General features: G+C 65.3%; 20 protein-coding genes. 16 read left to right on the top strand and 4 right to left on the bottom strand.

Translation table 11 applies throughout. The features are described 5' to 3' along the window. Positions 1 to 221: 221 nt before the first annotated feature. Positions 222 to 1,436: an MFS transporter gene (locus NCS58_RS31755; protein ID WP_250478397.1), complete on the top strand. Its 1,215-nt coding sequence runs from the start codon at positions 222 to 224 to the stop codon at positions 1,434 to 1,436. Positions 1,437 to 1,600: 164 nt separating this feature from the next. On the opposite strand, the gene argG is transcribed toward NCS58_RS31755, so the two are convergent. Beyond that, entirely contained in the window at positions 1,601 to 2,932 is a 1,332-nt protein-coding gene (gene argG / locus NCS58_RS31750) for an argininosuccinate synthase (RefSeq protein WP_061118500.1), read from the bottom strand. A gap of 85 nt (positions 2,933 to 3,017) precedes the next feature. On the opposite strand from argG, the gene NCS58_RS34570 reads away from it, so the two are divergent. Next, positions 3,018 to 3,290, top strand: a complete 273-nt coding sequence (locus NCS58_RS34570; protein WP_409241452.1) for a GntR family transcriptional regulator — start codon at positions 3,018 to 3,020, stop codon at positions 3,288 to 3,290. 187 nt (positions 3,291 to 3,477) lie between these two features. On the opposite strand, the gene hutG is transcribed toward NCS58_RS34570, so the two are convergent. Together hutG and NCS58_RS31740 are read right to left on the bottom strand one after the other, a co-directional pair. Further along, the gene (gene hutG, locus NCS58_RS31745; RefSeq protein WP_061118499.1) at positions 3,478 to 4,275 is read right to left on the bottom strand and encodes an N-formylglutamate deformylase; all 798 of its coding nucleotides are present in this window, start codon (positions 4,273 to 4,275) and stop codon (positions 3,478 to 3,480) included. A 39-nt stretch (positions 4,276 to 4,314) separates the two neighbouring features. Continuing rightward, the gene (locus NCS58_RS31740) at positions 4,315 to 5,295 is read right to left on the bottom strand and encodes a LysR family transcriptional regulator (RefSeq protein ID WP_250478385.1); all 981 of its coding nucleotides are present in this window, start codon (positions 5,293 to 5,295) and stop codon (positions 4,315 to 4,317) included. Between the two features lie 294 nt (positions 5,296 to 5,589). Here NCS58_RS31740 and NCS58_RS31735 point away from each other — a divergent pair, with 294 nt between their 5' ends. The 10 genes from NCS58_RS31735 to NCS58_RS31690 all read left to right on the top strand — a co-directional run bounded on the left by NCS58_RS31735 (position 5,590) and on the right by NCS58_RS31690 (position 16,765). Continuing rightward, positions 5,590 to 6,333 (top strand): ABC transporter permease, encoded by a 744-nt coding sequence (locus NCS58_RS31735; protein ID WP_086961093.1) that lies wholly within the window; start codon positions 5,590 to 5,592, stop codon positions 6,331 to 6,333. Continuing rightward, entirely contained in the window at positions 6,330 to 7,520 is a 1,191-nt protein-coding gene (locus NCS58_RS31730; RefSeq protein ID WP_086961091.1) for an ABC transporter ATP-binding protein, read from the top strand. The genes NCS58_RS31735 and NCS58_RS31730 overlap by 4 nt, the downstream gene beginning before the upstream one ends. Further along, on the top strand, positions 7,517 to 8,233 hold the full coding sequence (locus NCS58_RS31725) for an ABC transporter permease (RefSeq protein ID WP_250478384.1): 717 nt from the start codon (positions 7,517 to 7,519) through the stop codon (positions 8,231 to 8,233). Before NCS58_RS31730 ends, NCS58_RS31725 begins: the two co-directional genes overlap by 4 nt. A gap of 23 nt (positions 8,234 to 8,256) precedes the next feature. Continuing rightward, entirely contained in the window at positions 8,257 to 9,180 is a 924-nt protein-coding gene (locus NCS58_RS31720; protein ID WP_086961087.1) for a glycine betaine ABC transporter substrate-binding protein, read from the top strand. Positions 9,181 to 9,183: 3 nt separating this feature from the next. Then, positions 9,184 to 10,056, top strand: a complete 873-nt coding sequence (locus tag NCS58_RS31715) for a nitrilase-related carbon-nitrogen hydrolase (protein WP_250478383.1) — start codon at positions 9,184 to 9,186, stop codon at positions 10,054 to 10,056. Positions 10,057 to 10,135: 79 nt separating this feature from the next. Continuing rightward, positions 10,136 to 11,395: an SRPBCC family protein gene (locus NCS58_RS31710; RefSeq protein WP_250478382.1), complete on the top strand. Its 1,260-nt coding sequence runs from the start codon at positions 10,136 to 10,138 to the stop codon at positions 11,393 to 11,395. After that, positions 11,388 to 12,467: a flavin reductase family protein gene (locus NCS58_RS31705; protein WP_250478381.1), complete on the top strand. Its 1,080-nt coding sequence runs from the start codon at positions 11,388 to 11,390 to the stop codon at positions 12,465 to 12,467. Before NCS58_RS31710 ends, NCS58_RS31705 begins: the two co-directional genes overlap by 8 nt. Next, positions 12,464 to 13,867: an MmgE/PrpD family protein gene (locus tag NCS58_RS31700; protein WP_250478380.1), complete on the top strand. Its 1,404-nt coding sequence runs from the start codon at positions 12,464 to 12,466 to the stop codon at positions 13,865 to 13,867. The genes NCS58_RS31705 and NCS58_RS31700 overlap by 4 nt, the downstream gene beginning before the upstream one ends. A gap of 18 nt (positions 13,868 to 13,885) precedes the next feature. Continuing rightward, positions 13,886 to 15,514: an FAD-dependent oxidoreductase gene (locus NCS58_RS31695; RefSeq protein WP_250478379.1), complete on the top strand. Its 1,629-nt coding sequence runs from the start codon at positions 13,886 to 13,888 to the stop codon at positions 15,512 to 15,514. 57 nt (positions 15,515 to 15,571) lie between these two features. Continuing rightward, on the top strand, positions 15,572 to 16,765 hold the full coding sequence (locus tag NCS58_RS31690; protein ID WP_250478378.1) for an FAD-binding oxidoreductase: 1,194 nt from the start codon (positions 15,572 to 15,574) through the stop codon (positions 16,763 to 16,765). A 5-nt stretch (positions 16,766 to 16,770) separates the two neighbouring features. Here the strand turns inward: NCS58_RS31690 and NCS58_RS31685 are convergent, their stop codons facing one another. Next, on the bottom strand, positions 16,771 to 17,721 hold the full coding sequence (locus NCS58_RS31685; RefSeq protein ID WP_250478377.1) for a GlxA family transcriptional regulator: 951 nt from the start codon (positions 17,719 to 17,721) through the stop codon (positions 16,771 to 16,773). Positions 17,722 to 17,910: 189 nt separating this feature from the next. Here NCS58_RS31685 and NCS58_RS31680 point away from each other — a divergent pair, with 189 nt between their 5' ends. The 4 genes from NCS58_RS31680 to NCS58_RS31665 all read left to right on the top strand — a co-directional run bounded on the left by NCS58_RS31680 (position 17,911) and on the right by NCS58_RS31665 (position 21,636). Beyond that, positions 17,911 to 18,912 (top strand): LysR family transcriptional regulator, encoded by a 1,002-nt coding sequence (locus tag NCS58_RS31680; RefSeq protein WP_250478376.1) that lies wholly within the window; start codon positions 17,911 to 17,913, stop codon positions 18,910 to 18,912. Positions 18,913 to 19,062: 150 nt separating this feature from the next. Then, the gene (locus tag NCS58_RS31675; RefSeq protein WP_061118489.1) at positions 19,063 to 20,085 is read left to right on the top strand and encodes an ABC transporter substrate-binding protein; all 1,023 of its coding nucleotides are present in this window, start codon (positions 19,063 to 19,065) and stop codon (positions 20,083 to 20,085) included. Between the two features lie 10 nt (positions 20,086 to 20,095). Next, positions 20,096 to 20,863, top strand: a complete 768-nt coding sequence (locus tag NCS58_RS31670; protein ID WP_250538997.1) for an ABC transporter permease — start codon at positions 20,096 to 20,098, stop codon at positions 20,861 to 20,863. Beyond that, a complete protein-coding gene (locus NCS58_RS31665; RefSeq protein ID WP_061118487.1) occupies positions 20,851 to 21,636 on the top strand; it encodes an ABC transporter ATP-binding protein in 786 nt (261 codons plus the stop codon). The genes NCS58_RS31670 and NCS58_RS31665 overlap by 13 nt, the downstream gene beginning before the upstream one ends. The last annotated feature ends 59 nt before the right edge of the window (positions 21,637 to 21,695 follow it).

Genomic DNA, 21,695 nt, shown 5'->3' with positions numbered 1-21,695 from the left:
TATGTGGATAAACCGCGCACCCGATTCTGCTGTAATCGCGGATATCACCTTGAAACACCGTGCTTGGGGTTCCTCTCATCTCGTTTCGTATGAGTGCCTCGGCCTGCCCTTTGATCCGGCGAACGCGGGCCATTAGCCGCGCCTCATCCTTCGATGTATGCGTGCACGATATTGCGTATAACGTAAGGGGTGAGTGTCACTTCCAGCTGAACCCCTGTTGCATGCCAAGAATAAAAAGCCGACAAAGACCAGGCGTTCTTCACCAGATCCCTCGCAGCGTCTGGGTGCTCGGATGCGTCAGCCTGCTCATGGACGTCTCGTCGGAGATCATCCATAGCCTTCTGCCAATGTTCATGATGGCGAGCCTCGGCGCGAGTGCCACGACGATTGGCGTCATCGAAGGCATCGCGGAGGCAACGGCGCCTGTCGTCAAGGTGTTCTCCGGCGCGCTGAGCGACTATCTCCGGAATCGCAAATGGCTCGCCGTCGCGGGCTATGGGCTCGGGGCACTGAGCAAGCCTCTGTTCGCAGTAGCGCCGACGATCGGCGTCGTCGTGGGCGCGCGCGTCATGGATCGAGTAGGGAAAGGCATCAGAGGGGCGCCACGGGACGCGCTCGTGGCTGACGTGACGCCGCCGCATCTGCGCGGCGCTGCGTACGGTTTGCGTCAGTCTCTCGATACCGTCGGTGCATTCCTCGGCCCGCTGCTCGCCGTCTGGATCATGCTCGCCTGGTCGGACAACTATCGCCTCGCATTCTGGATCGCGGTCATACCGGGAGTGCTTGCGGTCGCACTGCTCGCATTCGGCATCAAGGAGCCCGAGCACGCGCCTGGCACCAAAGGCGCCAAAGCCACCAATCCGATCCGCTGGCAGAAGCTCGTCGAACTAGGCAGCGGCTATTGGTGGGTCGTCGCCATCGGTGCGGTGTTCTCACTGGCGCGCTTCAGCGAGGCGTTTCTGGTTCTCCGTGCGATGGGAAGCGGCGTGCAAGTGGCGCTCGTTCCGCTCGTCATGGTCGCGATGAATGTCGTGTACGCGATTTGTGCCTATCCGTTCGGCAAGCTCGCGGATAGAGTCAGCCATACGCGTCTGCTGATCGGTGGCCTTCTCGTGCTTTGCGCCGCTGACATCATGCTCGCGCAGAGTGCGCATTGGGGCTTCGTGCTTGCGGGCGTCGTCCTATGGGGGATGCATATGGGCATGACACAGGGTCTCCTCGCGACCATGGTTGCACACGCTGCGCCGGCTGACTCGCGCGGCACGGCGTTCGGCTTCTTCAACCTGTTTAGCGGGGGCGTTACCTTGCTGTCCAGCATTCTCGCTGGAGCGATATGGGATCGGGTGAGTGCAGCAGCGACGTTCTATGTCGGTGCGGGGTTTTGCGTCGCGACCATCCTGCTACTTTCTTCAGTTCACCAACGCCGGCGTCGCTGAATCGCTGCGCGACGCCCGCAAGCTCGCAACTTGCGGCACAGTGCGAGCCCGTCTATACGAAGCAGAGGCAGGCACGAACTCGGCGGGCACAAAAAAACGGCCACCGGTGCGAAGACCGATGGCCGCTCGTGTACTTCAGCGAAACCGCGAAGAAACCTTGAACGTTATTCTTCGCTCTTCAACTGCGGCAGCGCCGAAGCTTCTCCCGGCGTCAGCAAACCGACCTCGGAGTAGATTCGCAGCTTGTCGCGCGTATCGGTGATGTCGAGGTTGCGCATGGTCAGCTGGCCGATGCGGTCGCGCGGCGAGAACGTCGAAGCGACCTTTTCCATCGACAGGCGCTCCGGCTGATACGTGAGGTTCGGCGACTTCGTGCTGATGATCGAGTAATCGTTCCCGCGACGCAGTTCGACGGTCACTTCACCCGTGATGGCGCGCGCGACCCAGCGCTGCGCCGTCTCGCGCAGCATGATGGCCTGCGGGTCGAACCAGCGGCCCTGATACAGCAGGCGGCCCAGACGACGCCCGTTCTCGCGATACTGCTCGATGGTGTCTTCGTTATGGATGCCGGTCACGAGCCGCTCGTACGCGATATACAGCAGCGCGAGCCCGGGCGCCTCGTAAATCCCGCGGCTCTTCGCTTCGATGATGCGGTTCTCGATCTGATCGCTCATGCCGAGACCATGACGCCCGCCGATGCGGTTCGCCTCCAGCAGCAGCTCGACCGCGTTCGGGAACGTCTTGCCGTTGAGCGCGACCGGCTGGCCCTCCTCGAAGCGGATCGTGACTTCTTCGCGGTCGACCTTCACGTCGTCACGCCAGAACGCGACGCCCATGATCGGATTCACGATGCGGATGCCGCTTTCCAGGCTTTCGAGGTCCTTCGCTTCGTGCGTCGCGCCGAGCAGGTTCGAATCCGTCGAATAGGCCTTTTCCGCCGACATCTTGTAGGCGAAGCCCGACTGGCGCATGAACTCAGACATCTCCGCGCGGCCGCCGAGTTCGTCGATGAACTGCTGGTCGAGCCACGGCTTGTAGATCTTCAGATCCGGATTCACGAGCAGACCGTAGCGGTAGAAACGCTCGATGTCGTTGCCCTTGTAGGTGCTGCCGTCGCCCCAGATGTTGACGCCGTCTTCCTTCATCGCGGCGACGAGCATCGTGCCCGTGACGGCGCGGCCGAGCGGCGTCGTGTTGAAGTAGGTGACGCCCGCCGTCGATACATGGAACGCGCCGCTTTGCAGCGCGGCAATGCCTTCCGCGACAAGTTGCGCGCGGCAGTCGATCAGGCGCGCGCCCGCTGCGCCGTATTCGGTCGCGCGGCGCGGGATCGAATCGTAGTCGTCCTCGTCGGGCTGGCCGAGGTTCGCGGTGTAGGCGTAGGGCACGGCGCCTTTCTTCTTCATCCAGTGAAGCGCGGCGCTGGTGTCGAGACCGCCGGAGAACGCGATGCCGACCTTCTGGCCGACCGGAAGATTTTCGAGAATTGTGCTCATGAGCAATACCGTCTAATCGATTAATGGAAAACTGGTCGGACTATCGAGTCCGCGATGGCCGGACAAATGACAAGCGTAACCGGAAATGGCGGCACGCTTCGCCCCGGCGTGTCGGGGCGGCTGCCGCCCGGTTCGCGGCTGGAGGAAACCGAGCTTTTCCGAGCGCTTCGCATGCTCGCGCACGCCGGTCCGCGAGGCGCTGCGGCAGCTCGCATCGGAGGCGCCGATCACGCTGCGTCCCCGCCAGCCCGCAATGCGATCTCGCTCTCGAGCGTCGTCAGAATCTCGTCGCTCGCGTGGTCACGTGTATCTCCAGAGCCCATTGCCTGTATTTCTTGCGGGCTCGATTGTCGCATGAATCGATGCGTTCACCGCCGCAGACAGCATGCCGGGCTATCTGACGAAAGTGCGTCCATATCGTCGATGTCATCGCGACCATCACGCTCATTCCGAGCCGAGGGCGCGGAGCTCGAATAGTTCGCGCCCCGCCGTGATCGGCTCCGCTGGCGGAGTCGGCGCGCTATCCCGAACGGCCCGCCGACGCCTCAGGACAACGCCACGACAGCGTCGAGCGCGCCGCCGACCATATCGCGCAAAGTCGGCTGGATCGCTTCGGCTTTTGCCGGCAGGTAATCGAACGGGGGTGCTTCGTCCATGTAGGCGGACTGGCACATCTCCAGTTGCACGGCGTGAATCCCGTCCTGCGGCGCCGCATAGTTCCGCGTGATGAAGCCGCCTTTGAAACGTCCGTTCGCGATCCATGAGTAATCGCTCCGCGCGGCCGCATCCGTCACGGCTTTCATCACCGATGCCGCCGCCGTGCGGCCATCCTGCGTGCCGATGTTCAGGTCCGGCAGCTTGCCGTCGAACAGACGAGGCAACACGCTCGCAATCGAATGCGCTTCCCACAGCAGCACATTGGCGTGCCGCTCGCGAAGGCGCGCAAGCTCGACGACGATCCTGTCGTGATACGGCTTCCAGTACTTCGCGACGCGACGTTGTTTTTCGGCGGCATCGGGTACGCAGCCTTCGCGGTACACCGGCTCGCCACGGAACGTCAGATCGGGGCACAGGCCGGTCGTCGTCTGCCCTGGATAAAGGCTTTCATCGGACGAAGGCCGGTTGAGATCGATCACATAGCGCGACATGCGTGCGCCGAGGATCGTTGCGCCGAGCTGCTGCGCGAACGCATAGAGCCGGTCGAGGTGCCAGTCGGTGTCGGCAACCGTCAGCGCGATATCCGTGTACCGGTCGCGCAGATCGTCGGGGATGATCGTGCCGAGGTGCGGGATCGAGAGCAGCAGCGGCCCATCGCCGCGTTCGAGCGTGTAGAGATCGTCCATTGAATGATGTCGATTGTGAAGTGGTTTGCGACAAGGAAGTCATAACAGCGCATCGTCCGGCAGCGTCGGCACGGCGCGCGTGAGTGCGGGACGAATCAGGTGATCGAGCACGCGGCGCGTGAGCGTGACGGTTTCATCGACGAAATCGTCCCATTCCCCTTGCCGATGCAGCACGAAAAACTCGCGTCGCGCGAGACGTCCTTCGGGCAGCGGCAATACGGCGATCTCGTGGAGATAATGCCGCGCCTGCCAGAGACACAAGGGCGTCGAAACGGCGAAACCGAGTTTCGCGCTGACGAGGCTCAGCAGCGGATCGGTTGCGTCGAATTCGAAACGGCGCGGGCTTTCGATGCCGAGATGCCGCGCGAAGCGATCGACCTGCTGGCCGATGACGGAGCGCGCGGTATAGCGGATCAGCGGCAGCTCATCGGCGAGCGTGCGCCACGCCGACGCATCGTGTCGAAGCGGCTCGCGCTCTTCGAGCCAGCGGCGCGATACCACGGCCACGAACGCCTCCGAAAACAACGGCACTTCGACGATGCGCGCGTCATTCAACGCGGTCTGCGTGCAGACGACGACATCGACTTCGCGCGCGTGCATCTGCGCCGACAGGCCGGGCGTCAAACCCGACCATAACGAGATCTGCCGCGCCGAGCCGGACATCGCGCGGATCAGTTCAGGGCCGACCGTTGCCGCGAAGGAATCGACACAGCCGAGCCGCAACGGCAACGCGCCCTCAAGCGACGCATCGCCGATGCGCGCGCTCACCATCTGCGCGTGATCGAGCAGCGGACCCGCGAGTTCGAGCAGCGCGCGCCCGGCGCGATTCGGACGCGGCGGACGGCTGTCGCGATCGAACAGCGCCGTGCCCTGCTCGCGTTCGAGCGTTGCAATCGACTGGCTCACCGCGCTTTGGCTCAAACCAAGGCGGCGTGCAGCCGCGGTCATCGAGCCGGTCTCGCAAACGGCGACGAAAGCCTGCAGCGCGCGCAGGTCAAGCGGTGATGGGGTGCGTCTCATCGAGACTCCGTGATGCTGCCTGGTGCATTGGATCTGGAAACCGCGGCGCGGCGCGGCGCTCATCATGCGCCTTTCAGGGGATGGCCCTGGCGTCATCAGCAAACCGCCGATGACGACCATCAGTTTGTCTTATGCTAAATATTCGCACGTCACGATCCACGATGCGCGGGCGTCGTGTGCGTTCGCACAGGCCGAGTCGGATTGGTGACAGTAGATGTCGAGTTTGTGTCGGTCCAGCCGATTTTGGCCCGTTACATTCGACCAACGCTGGCATCGGTGCGCGGGAGGGCCGCAGTGGATACACTGGTTTTCATCTGGAATAACGCGGCATCGATCGGGCATATGCTCGTCGATCACATGCTGCTCGTGCTGGCCGGGGTCGGCTGCGCGATCGTGACGGGCGTCGCGCTCGGCATCGTCATCACGCTCGATGAGCGGCTCGCCCGCGTCGTGCTGTACACCGCCGCGATGCTGATGACGATTCCATCCATCGCGCTTTTCGGCCTGCTGATTCCGGTGCTGTCGCTGATCGGCCAGGGCATCGGCTTTCTGCCCGCCGCCATCGCGCTATTTCTCTATTCCCAGTTGCCCATCCTGCGCAACACCTACGCCGCGATCCGCAACCTCGACCCCGCTCTGCGCGAAGCCGCGCTCGGCATGGGGATGACGCCGTGGCAGCGGCTGTATCGCGTCGAAATGCCGATCGCCGTGCCGATCATCATGGCGGGCGTGCGCATGGCCGTGGTGATGAACATCGGCATCGCGGCGATCGCGACGTATATCGGCGCGGGCGGGCTCGGGCGGCTCATCAGCCGCGGCATCTCGCAGTCGGACCCGCGCCAGCTCGTAGCGGGCGCGGTGATCGTCGCGCTGCTCGCGATCCTCGCCGATCTGGGCCTCGCCGCCCTGCAATGGCGTCTCACACCGGAAGGCATGCGCCCGCGCCGGGTGCGCTTCCTCTGGCGGCGCGGTGGGCTGCAGCCGCCGCTCGCGGCGCCTCTCGTCAATGCGGCAGCCACCCCGGCGGAGGGACGATGATCGAGCTTCGAAACCTGACCAAGCGCTTTGCGTTGCGCGGCGCAAAGCCGGTCGTCGACGACATCTCGATGACGGTGGAAGAAGGCGAACTGTGCGTGCTGCTCGGGCCGTCCGGCTGCGGCAAGACCACGACGCTCAAGATGATCAACCGGCTCGTGCAGCCGACGTCGGGCCAGATCCTGATCGGCGGTGTCGATACGGCCGGCTTCGACATCGTCGAGCTGCGGCGGCGCATCGGCTATGCGATCCAGCAGGTCGGCCTCTTCCCGAACATGACGGTGGCGGAAAACATCGCGCTCGTGCCGCAGATGCTCGGCTGGGACAAGGCGCGCATCCGCGAGCGCACGGAAACACTGCTGGCGATGGTATCGCTCGATCCGGCGACCTTCATGCCGTGCTATCCGCGCGATCTGTCAGGCGGACAGCAGCAGCGCGTCGGCGTGGCGCGGGCGCTCGCCGCCGATCCGCCGGTGATGCTGATGGACGAGCCGTTCGGCGCGATCGATCCGATCAACCGCACGTCGATTCAGGACGAATTCCGCCACATCCAGAAGAGCCTGAGAAAGACCGTGATGTTCGTGAGCCACGACATCGACGAGGCGATGAAGATGGGCGACAAGGTGGCCATCTTTCGCGACGGCAAGATAGAGCAGATGGCGAGCCCGGACGAGCTGCTGGCGCGCCCGGCAAGCGCGTTCGTCGCGGATTTCGTCGGCGCCGACCGCGCATTGAAGCGCCTTCGCCTGATGCGCGCAGCCGATGCGGCGCTGGAACCGGCACGCGTCGCGCGTTTAGGCTTTTCGAGCGCGGATGCGCGTGCGCTGCTGCGCGATCACCTGGCCGACACGCTCGTCGTGCTCGATGCGCAAGACAAGCCCGTGGGTCATATCGGTTCGATGGAACTCGCCGCTGGCGGTGCCACGCTCGAAGCCGCGCAACTGCGCCCGCTGCCTGCCCTGGCACGTGCGACCGACGACCTGCGCTCCGTTATGTCGATGCTGCTCGCGCACGGCGCGACGTGGCTGCCGGGCGTCGATGCCGACGGGCGCTTCATCGGTTATGTGACGCACGAACGCATCGCGCTGATGGCGCGCGCGGCGTGCGCGTCGGGCGAGGCGTCGCCGCATGTTCCCGCTGCCACGCCCGATGCGCCCGAACCCGCGCTCGTGCTCGGAGGTGCGCGATGAACGGACGCGCCGCCCGCATCGCTACCGGCTCGCTGACGGCAGTGCTCAGCGCATCGGCGCATGCGGACAACTGGTTCGCGTCGATCGGCCAGTATCGCGCGGACATCGTGTATCAGGCCGGCCAGCAAATGCTGATGGTGCTGATCGCAGGCGTTGCGGCGATCGTCGTCGCGGTGCCGGTCGGCATCTGGCTGAGCCGCCCGGCGAACGGCCGCGCCGCACAGTTGGTGATGTTCGCGCTCAACGCAGGTCAGGCAGTGCCGAAACTCGCGATTCTCGCGCTCGCGATGAGCGCGTTCGGCATCGGCGCGAAGCCCGCGATTCTCGCGCTGTGGCTCGCCACGCTGCTGCCCATCGCGATGAACACCTACGAAGGCATCCGCGCCGTGCCGCCCGCGCTGATCGAAGCGGCCAACGGCATCGGCATGACGCAATGGCAGATTCTCCGCAAGGTCGAACTGCCCAACGCGATGTTCGTGATCCTCGCGGGCGTACGCACCGCGCTCGCGATCACCGTGGGCACCGCGCCGCTGGCGTTTCTCGTCGGCGGCGGCGGACTCGGCGAACTTATCTTTACCGGCATCGACCTGAATGATTTTTCGATGTTGCTTGCCGGCGCCATCCCGACCGCCCTGCTCGCGGTCGCCACCGATCTGTTCGTCGCGCAGCTTCAGCACTGGCTGGTGCCGCGCGGCGTCAGTCCTCAACGTTGATCCTTCTCGGGGAACCGAAGCCCATGTTCAAGCCGCTATTGTCACGCAAGCTGTGGTCGCGCCTGCTCGGCGCATCTTTGTTCACGCTCGCCGTCGGCGCGCTGGGCGTCGGTCAGTCCGCGCGGGCTGCATCGACCATAACCGTCGGCGGGAAAAACTTCACCGAGCAGGTGCTGCTCGCGGAGATGACCACGCAACTGCTGCAGGCGAAGGGCTTCACGGTCGTGAAGAAGGACGGCATGGGCAGCACGGTGCTGCGTCAGGCGCAGGAGAACGGACAAGTGGACGTGTACTGGGAATACACCGGCACGTCGCTGATCACCTATAACAAGGTGACCGACAAGCTCGATCCGCAGCAGACCTATGCGCGCGTGAAGGAACTCGACGCGCAGAAGGGTCTCGTCTGGCTCGATCCGTCGAAGGCGAACGATACGTACGGCCTCGCGATGAACCGTGACGTCGCGCAAAAACTCGGCATCGCCACGCTCAGCGATCTCGCGAAGGTGCTCAACGGCGGCAAGGAGCTGACCTTCGCGTGCAATTCCGAGTTCTACGCGCGGCCCGACGGTCTGCGTCCGCTCGAGAAGGAATATGGCTTCCACTTCGGGCCGGCGCAGATCAAGCGGATGGATTCGGGCCTCACGTATCAGGCGCTGAAGGATCGTCAGGTCGATACCGCGCTCGTCTTCACGACCGATGGCCGCGTGCCCGCGTTCGACTTCATCGTGCTGCGCGACGACAAGAACTTCTTCCCGGCGTATGCGCTGACGCCGGTCGCGCGCAAGGCGACACTCGACGCCAACCCGAATCTCGCGGGCGTCCTGAACGCGCTGTCCGCCAAGCTCGACGACGCAACGATGGCGCGCCTGAACGCCGAGGTCGACGTCCAGAAGAAGTCGCTCGGCGACGTATCGAGCGCGTTCCTCAAGTCGGCCGGCCTGCTCTGATCCATGCGCGCGACGGAACCCTTGCTCGTCGCGGCCGCGCAGGTCGAGACGGTCGTCGGCGATCTCGCGGCGAATGCCGCGGCGCATCGGCGGGTGATCGAAGAAGCCGCGGCGCGCGGCGTGCGTTTGCTCGTGTTTCCCGAGTTGTCGCTCGTGGGGCATGGCGCGGGTGAGCACGCGCTGAAGCTCGCCATCACGCGCGACGACGAGACGCTGCTCGAACTCGCGCGCTGCTGTACGTCGCTGTGCGCCGTGGTCGGTTTCATCGAGGAGGCGCCGGGCGCGTCGTTCTACAACAGCGTCGCGACGCTACATGCGGGGCGCGTGGTGCAGGTGCATCGGAAGATCGCGCTGGCGACCTACGGAAAGCTCGACGACGGCAAGTTCTACGGACACGGCGAGTGCCTCGACCAGTTCCCGATGCCGGACGATCCGCGCTGGCGCGTCGCGACGCCGATCTGCGCCGACCTGTGGAGCCCCGCGCTGATGCATCGCCTGGCGCGCGACGGCGCGACCTTGTGCGCCGCGCCGGTCAGTTCGGCCGTCGAAGCCGTCGGCACCGAATTCGACAACCCGCGCGGCTGGGACACCGTGTTGCGGGCTCACGCGCTCGTCTATGGCCTGCCGATCGTGTTCGCCAATCGCGTCGGACGGGAAGGCACGCTGCAATTCTGGGGCGGCTCGCGCATCGTCGGCCCGCGTGGCGAGATCCTCGCGCAGAGCGAGTCGGCACGCGAGGAGCTCGTGATCGCGGCGCTCGACTACGGCGCCGTGCGCAACGCGCGTTTCGACCTGCCGACGGTGCGCGACGCCCGCGCCATCGACACGATTCTGGCGCAGCGCGGGTCCGGAAACGACATCGTGTCGGTTTCGTGATCGGGTTGGTCGTCTGTCTGTGCGCATCGGCGAAATCAGCGACAGACAATCGGTTTAACTGATCGTTTGCACGGAGAGCATGACGATGATCGACCCGACGCGCGTGCGCGCCGCCCTCGCGCAACGCCGCGACAACTTCTCGCTGCCGCAGCCGTTCTATACCGACGAAGCGTTTCATCGACTCGATATCGACGCCGTCTTCAACAACGAGTGGCTGTTCGCGTGCAATAGCTGCGAGTTGCGCGAGCCGGGCGACTATCTGACGCTCGAAATCGGTGCGACTTCGGTCATCGTGTTACGCGACGAGGACGGCGAGATTCGCGCATTTTTCAATACGTGCCGTCATCGCGGCTCGCGCATCTGTCTCGACGAAAAGGGGCATGCGCATCGGCTGACGTGTGCTTATCACCAATGGGTCTATGAGCTCGACGGCTCGCTGCTGCATGCGCGGCAGATGCCCGCAGGCTTCGAGCGCGAAGCGTATGGGCTGCGTCCCGTGCATGTCGGAATCGTGTGCGGCATGGTCTACATCTGCCTCGCGGATACGCCGCCCGACATCGCCCGCTTTCGCGATGCCGTGACGCCGTACATCGCGCCGCATCAGCCGTGGCGTACCAAGGTCGCCGCCGTCTCGACGATGATCGAGGACGCGAACTGGAAGCTCGTCATCGAAAACAATCGCGAGTGCTATCACTGCGCGGGAAATCATCCGGAACTGCTCGCGACGCTGGTCGAATTCGCATTGCCCGACGATCCCGCCGGCTCGCGCGACTTCCGCCTGCTGATGGACGCGCAAGCCGCGAAGTGGGAACGTCACGGCCTGCCGCATCTGCCCGCCGATGGCGGCGACGAGTTCCGCTGCATTCGCTTGCCGTTTCATCGCGGCGCGGTGTCGTTCACGCCGGATGGATCGCCTGCATGCGGCAAGCTGCTCGGCGATCTCACCGAACCGGATCTCGGCTCCGTGCGCATGTTCCGCGTGCCGAACAACTGGAATCACTTTCTCGCGGATCACATCATCCATTTCCGCATCCTGCCGCTGTCGGCGTCGCGCACGGTGCTGCGCACGACCTGGCTCGTGCACGAAGACGCGGTGGAAGGCGTCGATTACGACATCGACAAACTGACCTCCGTGTGGAACGCGACCAACACGCAGGACGCGCGGCTCGCGGCCAACAATCAACTCGGCGTCGGATCGATCGCTTATACGCCGGGGCCGTATGCGCCGTCCGAATTCATGCTGCGCAACTTCACCAACTGGTATGCGAACAAGCTGTCGACTCATCTCGATAGCGCGCATGCGCATCGTTCGTTCGAGCTGAAGGTGTCGAATGGCTGACGTGCTGATCGACGCCGAAAGCGTCAGCGCTTTCGATGAAGCGCAAGCGCGCACGCTCGAATGCATCGGCGTGCGCGACGAAGCGCCGGGCGTCAAGACTTTTCGCCTGCGAGATCCGCATCCCGACGGCGTGCGCCTCTTCGCGCCGGGTCAGGCGATGCTGCTCGCGCTGAACATCGACGGCGTGCGTCATGACCGAATGTTTTCCATCGCATCGTCGTCCGTCGAGCGCGACGTGATCGAACTGACCATCAAGGCGCAGGCGCATGGTGTCGTCACGCGCTGGCTGCACGAGCGCTGCGCGCCGGGAATGCGGATCGACGCGCGCTATCCGCTCGGCCGCTTCACGCTCGATCCATCGAACGCGACGCCGCTTGCGCTCGTGTCGGCGGGATCGGGCGCATCGCCGCTCATGTCGATGCTGCGCACGCTCGCGCTCCGCAGGCCGGATGCCGACGTCGCATGGCTGCATTGCGCGCGCAACGCCGACGACATCCTCTTCGCCAGCGAACTCGCGACGCTTCAGTCGCGCATGCCGAACCTCAAGGTCAGCGTGTGGCTGAGCGCGCCCGCGCCGGGATGGTTCGGCTTGCGCGGGCGCATCTCGCGCGGCACGCTCTGGGCGATGACGCCGGACTTCGGGCGGCGCACGGTGTATTGCTGCGGGCCTGCGGGTTTCATGCAGAGCATCCGGCAGATTCATGCAGCCGAAGGCGCGCGACGCGCGGCGTTTCATATCGAGCATTTCGGGCCTTCGCCTTCGGCGGCACCCGAACACGATGCAACCTCCTTGCCCGAAGAAATGCACGGCGTGGTTCATCACGCCACCCTCGGCGACAAGCGCTTCCAGGTGCGCGCGGGCGAAACGCTGCTCGTCGCGGCGACGCGTCAGCAGGTCGTGATTCCGTGCGGCTGCGCGAGCGGCATGTGCGGCACCTGCAAGGTGCGCCGCGTGTCCGGCGAAGTATCGATGCACCACGCGGGCGGTTTGTCGGCCGCCGAGGAATCGCAAGGCTGGATTCTCGCGTGCTCCAGCCGCCCGTCCACCGACGTCGAAATCGCCTTCCGATGATGACCGCCGCCCTGCCTTTGCTCGACGACGCAAGCCGCTTCACGCACGCGTTGCGCTTCGAGATGCTGCCCGATGCCGTGGTGCGCGATGCGCAACGCCGTCTGCTCGACCTCTTCGGCATCGCGGCGGCGGGCACGTCTACGCGCATGTCGTCGATTGCGCGGGAGCATGCGCTCGATTGCTTCGCCGCAGGCCGCACGCCCGCGCGCATGCTGTTCGACGGACGCATCGCGAGCGCGGCGGGCGCGGCGTTCGCGGGCGCGGCGACCATCGACAGTTTCGATGGTCACGACGGCCACGCGCTCACCAAGGGACATGCGGGCGTCACCGTGCTGCCTGCGCTGCTCGCAATGACCGAGCGCGTGCCCGGCATGAGCGGGCGGGAATTCATCGTGCAGACCGTCCTCGGCTACGAACTCGGCACGCGCGCGGGCATCGCGCTGCACGCGACGAGCCGCGAATATCACACCTCCGGCGCGTGGAATGCGCTCGCGGCGGCGGCCATCGCGAGCCGCGCGCTTAGCTTCGACCTGACGACGACGCGGCATGCGCTCGGCATCGCGGAGTATCACGGGCCGCGCTCGGACATGATGCGCTGCATCGATCATCCGACCATGCTGAAGGACGGCTCGTGCTGGGGCGCGCTCGCGGGCATCAGCGCGGCGCTGCTCGCATCGCGCGGCTTCACCGGCGCACCGGCGACAACCGTGGAGCGCGATGCGCCCGCGATCTGGGCCGATCTCGGCGAGCGCTGGCTGATCCTCGAACAGTATGTAAAGCCATATCCGGTTTGCCGCTGGGCGCATCCGTCGATTGCAGCGGCGCTGGCGGTGCGCGCGCAGGCCGGTTTCGATGCGGCCGACATCGAGCGTGTGGAGATCGAGACCTTCCACGAGGCGAAGCGCCTGTGGTCCGGCGCGCCCCGCACTACCGAAGAAGCGCAATACGGCGTGCTGTTTCCCGTCGCCGCCGCGTTGCTGCATGGTCGCGTGGATGCCGGCACCATCGGCGATGCGGGTCTCGCCGATCCTGCGGTGCGCGCGCTGCTGCCGCGCCTCGTCACGCGCGAGCATGCCGAATTCAACGCGGCGTTTCCCGCCGAGCGCTGGGCGCGCGTGCGAATCGAACTGCGCGATGGACGACGTCTCGATTCCGGCGCGATGCAGGCAAGCGGCGATCCCGCCCGTCCGATGACACCGGGCGCCGAGCGCGAGAAATTCCGCACGCTGACAGGCGCGCGCTTCGGCGCACGTTTCGCGAGCGAACTCGAAGCGGCCGTCGATGCGCTCGCCGAACCCGACACAAGCGCCGCCGCCTTGTGCGAGCTCGTGCTGAACGCGCCGACTGCCATCGGCGAATCGGATGCGCGGCGGGACGACGCGCAAGCCATGACATCCTGACCTCAAAGAGTCGAACCCGTGGAAAACGAAGCCATGCAAACGCCCTTCTACGATCCCGCATCCGTGGCGGGCAAGGCGCCGCCCGTCGATGAATCGACCGATCTGCTCATCGTGGGCGCGGGTCCGGCGGGCATCGCGGCCGCGCTCGAAGCGGCCGGACGCGGCATCGGCGTGACGCTCGTCGATGAGAATCCCGTGCCGCTCGAAACGATGGGCGAGGACGTGCCGCTGCATTTCGGCGCTCGCATGGGCGCGGCGGCCGGCAACGCCAACGCGATGCTCGAAGCCATGCTCGAAGCGCGCCCTGAACTCGGCGATGCGCTCGAAGCAGGCATCGACGTGAAGCTCGGCACGGCAGTCTGGGGCCTCTTTCCGCACGGCCCGGCGAGCGCCTGGATGGACACGCATGTCGCCGGTCTCGCCGATTCATCGCATACGTGGCTCATGAGTTTCAAGCGGGTGATCGTCGCATCCGGTCGGCGCGACATGGGCCTCGCGTTCGACGGCTGGCAGCGTCCCGGCGTGATGGGCGCAAGCGCCGCGTGGCGGCTGGCGGCGCTGTACGGCGCGCTCGATGCGCGTCGCGCGGTGTTGATCGGCAGCGACACGGACGCGCTCAACGTGGGCGTCGAACTGATGACGCGCGGCGTGCAGATCGTCGCGGTGATCGAACAGTCCGATGCGATCCTCGGCGATGCCGCACTCGCGTCGCAACTCGAAGCGGGCGGCGCGCGCATGCTCACGCGTCATGTCGTGCGCCACGCGCACGGGGATGCGTATGGCGTGACGTCGGTCGAAGCGGCATCGCTCGATGCGGGCGCGTCGGCCAGGTTCGATTGCGACACGGTGCTGCTCGGCATCGCCGCGCTGCCCGCGATCGAACTGCTCGAAGCGGCAGGTTGCGCGACTGCGTTCGATGCGGCGCGCGGCGGTCACGTCGTCAGTGTCGATGCAATGCAGCGGACGTCGCTGCCGTTCGCTTACGCAGCAGGCGACTGCGCGGGCGTCTGGGCGGCGAAGAGCCGCGATGAAGCCATCGCGCGCGAAGAAGGCCGTCGCGCGGCGCGTGCGGCGCTCGATGCGTCGAGCGTTGCGGACCTAGCGCAGGTCGTGCAGCCCGAAGCACCCGAGCACGATATCGCCCGATCGCGCGTGGAATGGGTGCGCGCGAGCGTTCTCGGCGCGGCGGGCGAGCCGTTCGTGTGCCAGTGCGAGGAAGTCACCGCGCGCGAAATCCTCGATGTCCGCCCGCCGCGCTACCTCGACTGGCATCCCGCCGATCCGGCGCACGACACGCGCGGCGTCGCCGGCCTCGCACGCAGCGGCCCGCCGAATCCCGATGCGGTCAAGCGTCTCACGCGCGCCTGCATGGGCCCATGCCAGGGCCGCCGATGCCGCGAGCAAGTGGCGGCACTGGTCGCGATCGGCGCCGGCTGTGCCCTGCCGCAGATTCCGCTCGCGACCTTTCGCGCGCCGGTGCGCCCGCTCGCGTTGCGGCAACTCGCCGACGTGGCCGAAGCGTCATCGACCGCGGCGCACTGGGATAGCTGGTTCGGCATGGCCTCGCAATGGGTGCCGTTCTGGCGTGTCGATCCGCTGTATCGCGCGGGCACGCGGCGCGTCGGAGAACCGGTTGCAAGCGAATAGCGGACATCGGCATCGGCTTTTCATCGAAACGAAATCTCGCAATCAAGGCTCGCAAGCATGAACACGTTGGCAGCAGGCAATATCAAGGGCGCATCGGTCGTCATCGTCGGCGGCGGCGTGACGGGCCTCTCCGCGGGATGGTGGCTCGCGCGCGAAGGCATCGACGTGCTGGTGCTCGAAGCGGGCATGATCGGCTGGGGCGCGTCGGGGCGCAACGGCGGCGGCTGCTCGCATCATCACAGCCCGCTCTTCATGGAAGAACAGCGCCTCTGGCCGATGATGGACGAACTGCTCGGCTATCCGACCGAATTTTGCCGCGAGCGCATCCGCATTGCGCTCGACGAGCATCAGTTCCGGCTGTATCGGCGTGCACTGGAGAACGGGGCGCATCACGGCCTGCGCTCCGACGTGCTCGATGCGAAGCAGGTGCGCGAGCTCGTGCCGCTCGCGGGCGACAACGTGCATGCCGGCTATTTCTATCACTTCGGCGGGCATGCGAATCCGCATCGCACCTTGCAGGCTTATGCATGGGCGATGGAGGATCACGGCGCACGCATCCTGCAACATACGCCGGTGACGGGTTTCGTCACGCAAGGCGGACGCGTCAGCGCGGTGAAGACGTCCAGCGGAGACTTTGCCTGCGATCACCTCGTGATCGCGGCCGGACCGCATACGGGCGTGCTTGCCGCGCAACTCGGCATCGACGTGCCGCTCGCGGCGGCGCGCGCGGAGATGATCGTCACCGAACCGCTTCCGCAGATGCCGCTCGGCGGCGTCGACGGCAACGGCCTGTACGGGCGGCAGACGCTGCGCGGCAACCTCGCGTACGGCGGCGGTCCGCACGAATGGATCGGTCTCGACGACGTGCCGAAGGTGCGTCCGCATTCGACGCCGCTTCAATGCAGCATCGCGGCGCGGCTCGCGGCGCTGCTGCCGAAGGCCGCGCATGCGAAGGTCATCCGCAGCTGGGCGGGTTACATCGAGAACACGCCGGATGGACGGCCCGTGATCGATCGCCCCGATGCGAAGGGCAACGTGACGGTCGCGACGTTATCGAGCGTGGGTTTCGGGCTGTCGCCGGCGAGCGGCCACGCGATCCGCGATCTCGTGGTGGACGGGCGATGCGCGTTCGCGGATCTCTCGTCGCTGTCGCTTTCGCGCTTTGCGCACCTGGAACCGAACTGGCGCGAGCTGCAAGGCTGGCTGCCGTTGCCGCTGCGAGCCGCAGCGCCGGAGCTCGAAGCGGCATAAGCCCTTCACGACCTCGGCTGCGCGGCGCGCAACTCCGTCGGGCTGATGCCATACGCCCGACGCACCCAGCGCGCCAGATGCGACGGCGACGCGAAACCCGTCGCCACGGCCACATCGGCCACGGGCACGCTCGAATACGTCAGCATCTCGTGCGCGCGCTCCAGCCGCAACTGCACGTAGTAGCGCGCGGGCGTTGCGTTCAGATGCCGCAAGAATAGCCGCTCCATCTGGCGCGACGTCATGCCGATGGCCGAGCCGATATCGTTGATCTGCAGCGGCGTTTCCACATGCGCGCGCATCATCTCGATGGCCCGGCGGATGCCGCGCGGCAGGCTCGCGTGATTCTGGTCGCGCCAGCCGCGCTGATTATCGGCCGTATCGCGCATGCGTTCGTGGTGGAACTGATTGGCGACGCGCACCGCCAGATCGCTGCCGTGCTGCGTCTTGATGAGATGCAGCATCATGTCCATTGCAGCGATGCCGCCCGAGCACGTCATGCGGTCGCGGTCGATTTCGAACAGCTTGCTGCTGCATAGCAGGTTGGGAAACGCCTCCGTGAACGCCGGCAGATTCTCCCAGTGGATCGTGCAATGGTAGCCGTCGAGCAATCCCGCGAGCGCAAGCAGATACGTCGCGGTCGAGAGCGAACCGATGACCGCATCGGTGCGGGCCGCGCGTTTCAGCGCCGCGACGAAGGCCGGTTCGAGCGCGGGCGCGAGACGAAGGCCGCCGCAGACGAACACGTAATCGGCATTCTTGTAGACGTCGTCGAAGTTGCGCGCCGCCAGCGCGATGCCGCCCGACGAATGCACCGGCTCGCCGTCGAGACTCGCGAGCGTCCAGTCGTACAAGGTGTCGCCCGCGAGGCGGTTGGCCGAGCGCAGCGGCTCGATGGCGGACGACAGGCTCATCATCGACAAGCCGTCCGCGAGGAGGAACACGAACCGGCGCGGCATGGCGTCGGACGAGGAAGTGTGATTGACCAAAGCGCGCGATGTGGGGTTGACCTGCGTGCCCTCGCATCAGCCCATGTCCATGCGAAGGCGCCCGGTTCGATACCTGTGCCCGCTATTATGGCCGCGAAAACCGCCCGATGGACAGGGCGCGACGAGGCTTATGCGGCAGAATAGGCCCGGGAGGAGACCATGCGAAATACATTCGTCGGGGTGGACCTGCGTGCGTTGCAGGCGTTCGTCGCAGTCTGCGAGACGCGTTCGATGACCGAAGCCGCGCGTGTGCTTGGCGTCACGCAGAGCGCGGTGAGCCAGCTCATCGCCGCACTGGAGCGCGAACAGGGCGTGGCGTTATTCGATCGCGAGTTCCGGCCGGTGCGGCCCAACGCGGCAGGCCGTATCCTGCTCGAACAGGCGGGCGGGCTGCTCGAACATGCGCAGGCGGTCTCGCATAAGGTGCGCACAGCAACCAGCGAAGGCGTGCCGAGCCTGCGCATCGGCTGCGTGGATTCGTTCGCCGCCAGCGTCGGGCCGCATCTCGTGCAGCGCCTGTCCGATCGCATGAAGACGCTTTCGATGTGGTCCGGCCTCACGCCGACGCTCAGCGAGCAGCTCGCCAATCGCGAACTCGATCTCGCCATCTGCACGGAAGCCACGCTCGATCCGCGGCGTGTGGAATTGCGCCCGCTGTTCTCGGAGACCTTCATCGCCGTCGCGCCGAAAAAATTCGGCGCGGGCCGCAAGCTGCGCGGCTTCCACGACGTCGCGCGCGAACTGCCGCTGTTGCGCTACACGGGCCGCTCGCTGATCGGGCAACAGGTCGAGCGGCTCGTCAAGCACATGAACTTCCATGCACCGAACCGCTACGAATTCGATGCCACCGATCCGCTGCTCAGTCTCGTCGCGTCCGGCTTCGGCTGCGCGATCACGTCGCCGCTTTGTTTGTGGCAGTCGCGCGCGCATCTGCCGGACGTGACTGTCGTTCCGCTGCCCGCAACGCGCATCGGGCATCGCCACTTCTACATTCTCACGCGCCGCTCCGAATGGTCCGCGATGGCCGATGCGGTGTCGCGCGAGTCCATTGCGGTGGCGCGCGACGTGATCGCGCCGGGATTGCACGCCGCCCTGCCCGGCATGCCCGCCGAACTGTTCGACGCCTATGCGCACGACTTCGACGCGCAAGGCGCAGCATGACATTAGCGAAACTGCTTTAAAACATAAGAGTTTCTGATTTGGTCAGATGGCTTAATGGCCGCGTCACGTTCGCCACTACCATCCATTGCAGACCAGGCTTTGCGGGCAGGCCGCCGCCGTTTTCCACCTCTCATTCAGACAGGCATAACGATGACAAGCAATCGCCGTACATTTCTGAAGCAGGCTTCCTGGATCGGCGCGGCAGCGGCCACGGCGGGCTTCACGACGGCATTCGCGCCGCTCGCGCGCGCGGCGACCGCCGTCAATTACGGCGGTTCGGCATGGCTCGGCCACTACGCGGCGTATGTCGCGATGAAGACCGATATCTTCACGAAACTCGGGATCGACTGCCGCTGGCAATCGTTCTCGACCTCGTCGGCACGCATGGGCGCGGTGATGGCGGGCAACATCGATATCGCGGGCACGGGCGTCGTCTCGGCGCTCGCGCTGATGGCCAACGGCGCGAAACAGTTCCAGCTGATCTCGACGCCCAATAACTTCGGCAAGTCCGAAGGGCTGCTGGTGCGCAGCAACGTGAAGTCGCTCGCGGATCTGAAGGGCAAGAAGATCGGCGTCACGTATGCGTCGAGTTCGCACGTGCTGCTGCTCGACGTGCTGCGTCAGGCCAACATGGACCCCGGCAAGGACGTGAGCATCATCAATCTGCCCGCGAACGAACTGCTCACCGCATACCGCGGCAATCAGATCGATGCCGCCGCCGCATGGACGCCGACCTTCGATCGCATCAAGGCGCTGCCCGACACGAAGCTCCTGCTCGACGATTCGTCGTTCTCGCTCTACAAGCAGTATCAACTGACGCCGGGACCGGACGTGCTGCTGGTGCGCACGGCGTTCGCGAGCGCGCATCCCGAGGTGCCGAAGGCTTTCCTGCAAGGAATCGCGCAGGCCAACGACATGATGACGCAGCATCCGGAGAAAGCCGCGCCCATCCTGATGACGCTCACGAATCTCTCGGAAGACGAGCAGATGGCGGTCCTCAAACAGACCCAGTGGTATTCGCACGCGCAGCAAAAATCGCTCTTCGTGGGCAGCGGCGGCAAGCCGGGACCGTTCGTCGACGGCGTGCAGAAGCTCTCTGACATGCTCGTCGATCTCAAGCAGATCGATCAGTCGCCGAAGGTGGCGGACTGGATCAACGCAAGCTATCTGTGAGCATCGACGAATGGCATCGAATCGCAAATGGAGGGGCGGCCTGCTCGTCGTGAGCGCGTGCTCGCTGATCGGCTTCCTGCTGCTGTGGGAACTCGTATGCCGTGCCGGGCTGGTCGATGCGGTCTTTCTGCCCGCGCCATCGCAGGTGCTGGCGCGCAGCATCCGCATGTGGAATCAGCATGCGCTGCTCGACAACGTGCTCGCGTCCACACGTCGCGTGATGGTCGGCTTCTTCGCGGCCGCGGTCGTTTCGATTCCGCTCGGCATCATGCTCGGCACCTCGCGCGTGGCGCGGGCGGTATTCGATCCGCTGCTGTCGTTTCTGCGCCCGCTGCCGTCGATGAGCTGGATTCCGCTGTCGCTGCTGTGGTTCGGCATCACCGAGACGCAGAAGTACAGCATCGTGTTCATGGGCTCGTTCGCGCCCGCGCTTCTGTATGTGATCGACGCCACGCGCAACATCGATCCGATCTTCATCCGTGCGGCGCGCAATCTCGGCGCGAATCGCTGGCAGGTCATGTTCGAAGTCATTCTGCCCGGCTGCATCCCGCAGATTCTGTCGGGCATGAAGGTGATTCTCGGCCTCTCGTGGACCTGCGTGATCTCGGCGGAACTCGTCGCCGCGCAACAGGGTCTCGGCTTCATGATCATGAACGGACGCGAGTTCTTCCAGACCGATACCGTCGTGCTCGGCATGGTGCTCATCAGCATCACGGTGCTCGTTACGGATGCCGTGTTCCGGCTCATCGAACGCGGAGTGCTGTCATGGCAACGATGAACCATCCGATGATCCGGCTCGAAGGCGTCGCGAAGAGCTACGGCCCGTTGCAGGTACTGAGGGAGGTCGATCTCGACATCGCAAAAGGCGAGTTTCTCGTGCTGCTCGGCGCATCGGGCTGCGGCAAATCGACGATGCTCAACATGATCTCCGGCTTCGAGCAGCCGACGCAGGGCCGCGTGCTCGTCAACAACAAGGTCGTGAAGGATGTCGAGCCGGCATGCGGCATGGTGTTCCAGCAGTACGCGCTGTTTCCGTGGAAAACGGTGAGCGAGAACGTCGCGTTCGGCCTGAAGATGCGCGGCATGGGCAAGGCGCAAAGGCGCGAGGCCGCGCGGCGTCATATCGAAGCGGTGGGTCTGAAGGGCTTCGAGGACAGCTATCCCGGCAAGTTGTCGGGCGGCATGAAGCAGCGCGTGTCGATCGCGCGTGTGCTCGCCAACGACCCGGACGTGATGCTGCTCGACGAGCCTTTCGCCGCGCTCGATGCCATGACGCGGCAAGTGCTTCAGGAACAACTACTTTCGCTCTATGAAAAGAGCGGCAAGACCATCGTCTTCATCACGCATTCCATCGACGAGGCACTGATGCTCTCCACGCGCATGATCGTGATGGGCGCGAAGCCGGGACGCATCGTGCAGGATATCCGCAACGATTTGCCGTTGCCGCGCACGGCCGAAGTGCAGCTTTCGCCTGCGTATCTGGAGATGAAGAAGTCGATCTGGGAAACCGTGCAGGCCGAAGTCATGAAGGGCCTCGAAGGCGCCGCGTGAATCCGCGGTATGCATCGCTGCTTCTGCTCAGCATCGGTTTCTCTTATGACGAGGGCGAA

Source organism: Caballeronia sp. INML3B, assembly GCF_023631305.1.
Lineage (GTDB): Bacteria > Pseudomonadota > Gammaproteobacteria > Burkholderiales > Burkholderiaceae > Caballeronia > Caballeronia turbans.
Note: the sequence above shows the minus strand (reverse complement) of the source record. Positions and strands in the feature narration are given on the sequence as shown.

What these genes read in the sequence shown, in the direction of transcription:
- NCS58_RS31755 (WP_250478397.1), top strand. Translation starts at nt 222, where the DNA reads ATGCCAAGAATAAAAAGCCGACAAAGACCAGGCGTTCTTCACCAGATC.
- NCS58_RS31730 (WP_086961091.1), top strand. Translation starts at nt 6,330, where the DNA reads ATGATCGAGCTTCGAAACCTGACCAAGCGCTTTGCGTTGCGCGGCGCA.
- NCS58_RS31715 (WP_250478383.1), top strand. Translation starts at nt 9,184, where the DNA reads ATGCGCGCGACGGAACCCTTGCTCGTCGCGGCCGCGCAGGTCGAGACG.
- NCS58_RS31705 (WP_250478381.1), top strand. Translation starts at nt 11,388, where the DNA reads ATGGCTGACGTGCTGATCGACGCCGAAAGCGTCAGCGCTTTCGATGAA.
- hutG (WP_061118499.1), bottom strand. Translation starts at nt 4,275, where the DNA reads ATGGACGATCTCTACACGCTCGAACGCGGCGATGGGCCGCTGCTGCTC.
- NCS58_RS31710 (WP_250478382.1), top strand. Translation starts at nt 10,136, where the DNA reads ATGACGATGATCGACCCGACGCGCGTGCGCGCCGCCCTCGCGCAACGC.
- NCS58_RS31690 (WP_250478378.1), top strand. Translation starts at nt 15,572, where the DNA reads ATGAACACGTTGGCAGCAGGCAATATCAAGGGCGCATCGGTCGTCATC.
- NCS58_RS34570 (WP_409241452.1), top strand. Translation starts at nt 3,018, where the DNA reads ATGGCGGCACGCTTCGCCCCGGCGTGTCGGGGCGGCTGCCGCCCGGTT.
- argG (WP_061118500.1), bottom strand. Translation starts at nt 2,932, where the DNA reads ATGAGCACAATTCTCGAAAATCTTCCGGTCGGCCAGAAGGTCGGCATC.
- NCS58_RS31675 (WP_061118489.1), top strand. Translation starts at nt 19,063, where the DNA reads ATGACAAGCAATCGCCGTACATTTCTGAAGCAGGCTTCCTGGATCGGC.
- NCS58_RS31725 (WP_250478384.1), top strand. Translation starts at nt 7,517, where the DNA reads ATGAACGGACGCGCCGCCCGCATCGCTACCGGCTCGCTGACGGCAGTG.
- NCS58_RS31720 (WP_086961087.1), top strand. Translation starts at nt 8,257, where the DNA reads ATGTTCAAGCCGCTATTGTCACGCAAGCTGTGGTCGCGCCTGCTCGGC.
- NCS58_RS31685 (WP_250478377.1), bottom strand. Translation starts at nt 17,721, where the DNA reads ATGCCGCGCCGGTTCGTGTTCCTCCTCGCGGACGGCTTGTCGATGATG.
- NCS58_RS31665 (WP_061118487.1), top strand. Translation starts at nt 20,851, where the DNA reads ATGGCAACGATGAACCATCCGATGATCCGGCTCGAAGGCGTCGCGAAG.
- NCS58_RS31670 (WP_250538997.1), top strand. Translation starts at nt 20,096, where the DNA reads ATGGCATCGAATCGCAAATGGAGGGGCGGCCTGCTCGTCGTGAGCGCG.
- NCS58_RS31700 (WP_250478380.1), top strand. Translation starts at nt 12,464, where the DNA reads ATGATGACCGCCGCCCTGCCTTTGCTCGACGACGCAAGCCGCTTCACG.
- NCS58_RS31680 (WP_250478376.1), top strand. Translation starts at nt 17,911, where the DNA reads ATGCGAAATACATTCGTCGGGGTGGACCTGCGTGCGTTGCAGGCGTTC.
- NCS58_RS31740 (WP_250478385.1), bottom strand. Translation starts at nt 5,295, where the DNA reads ATGAGACGCACCCCATCACCGCTTGACCTGCGCGCGCTGCAGGCTTTC.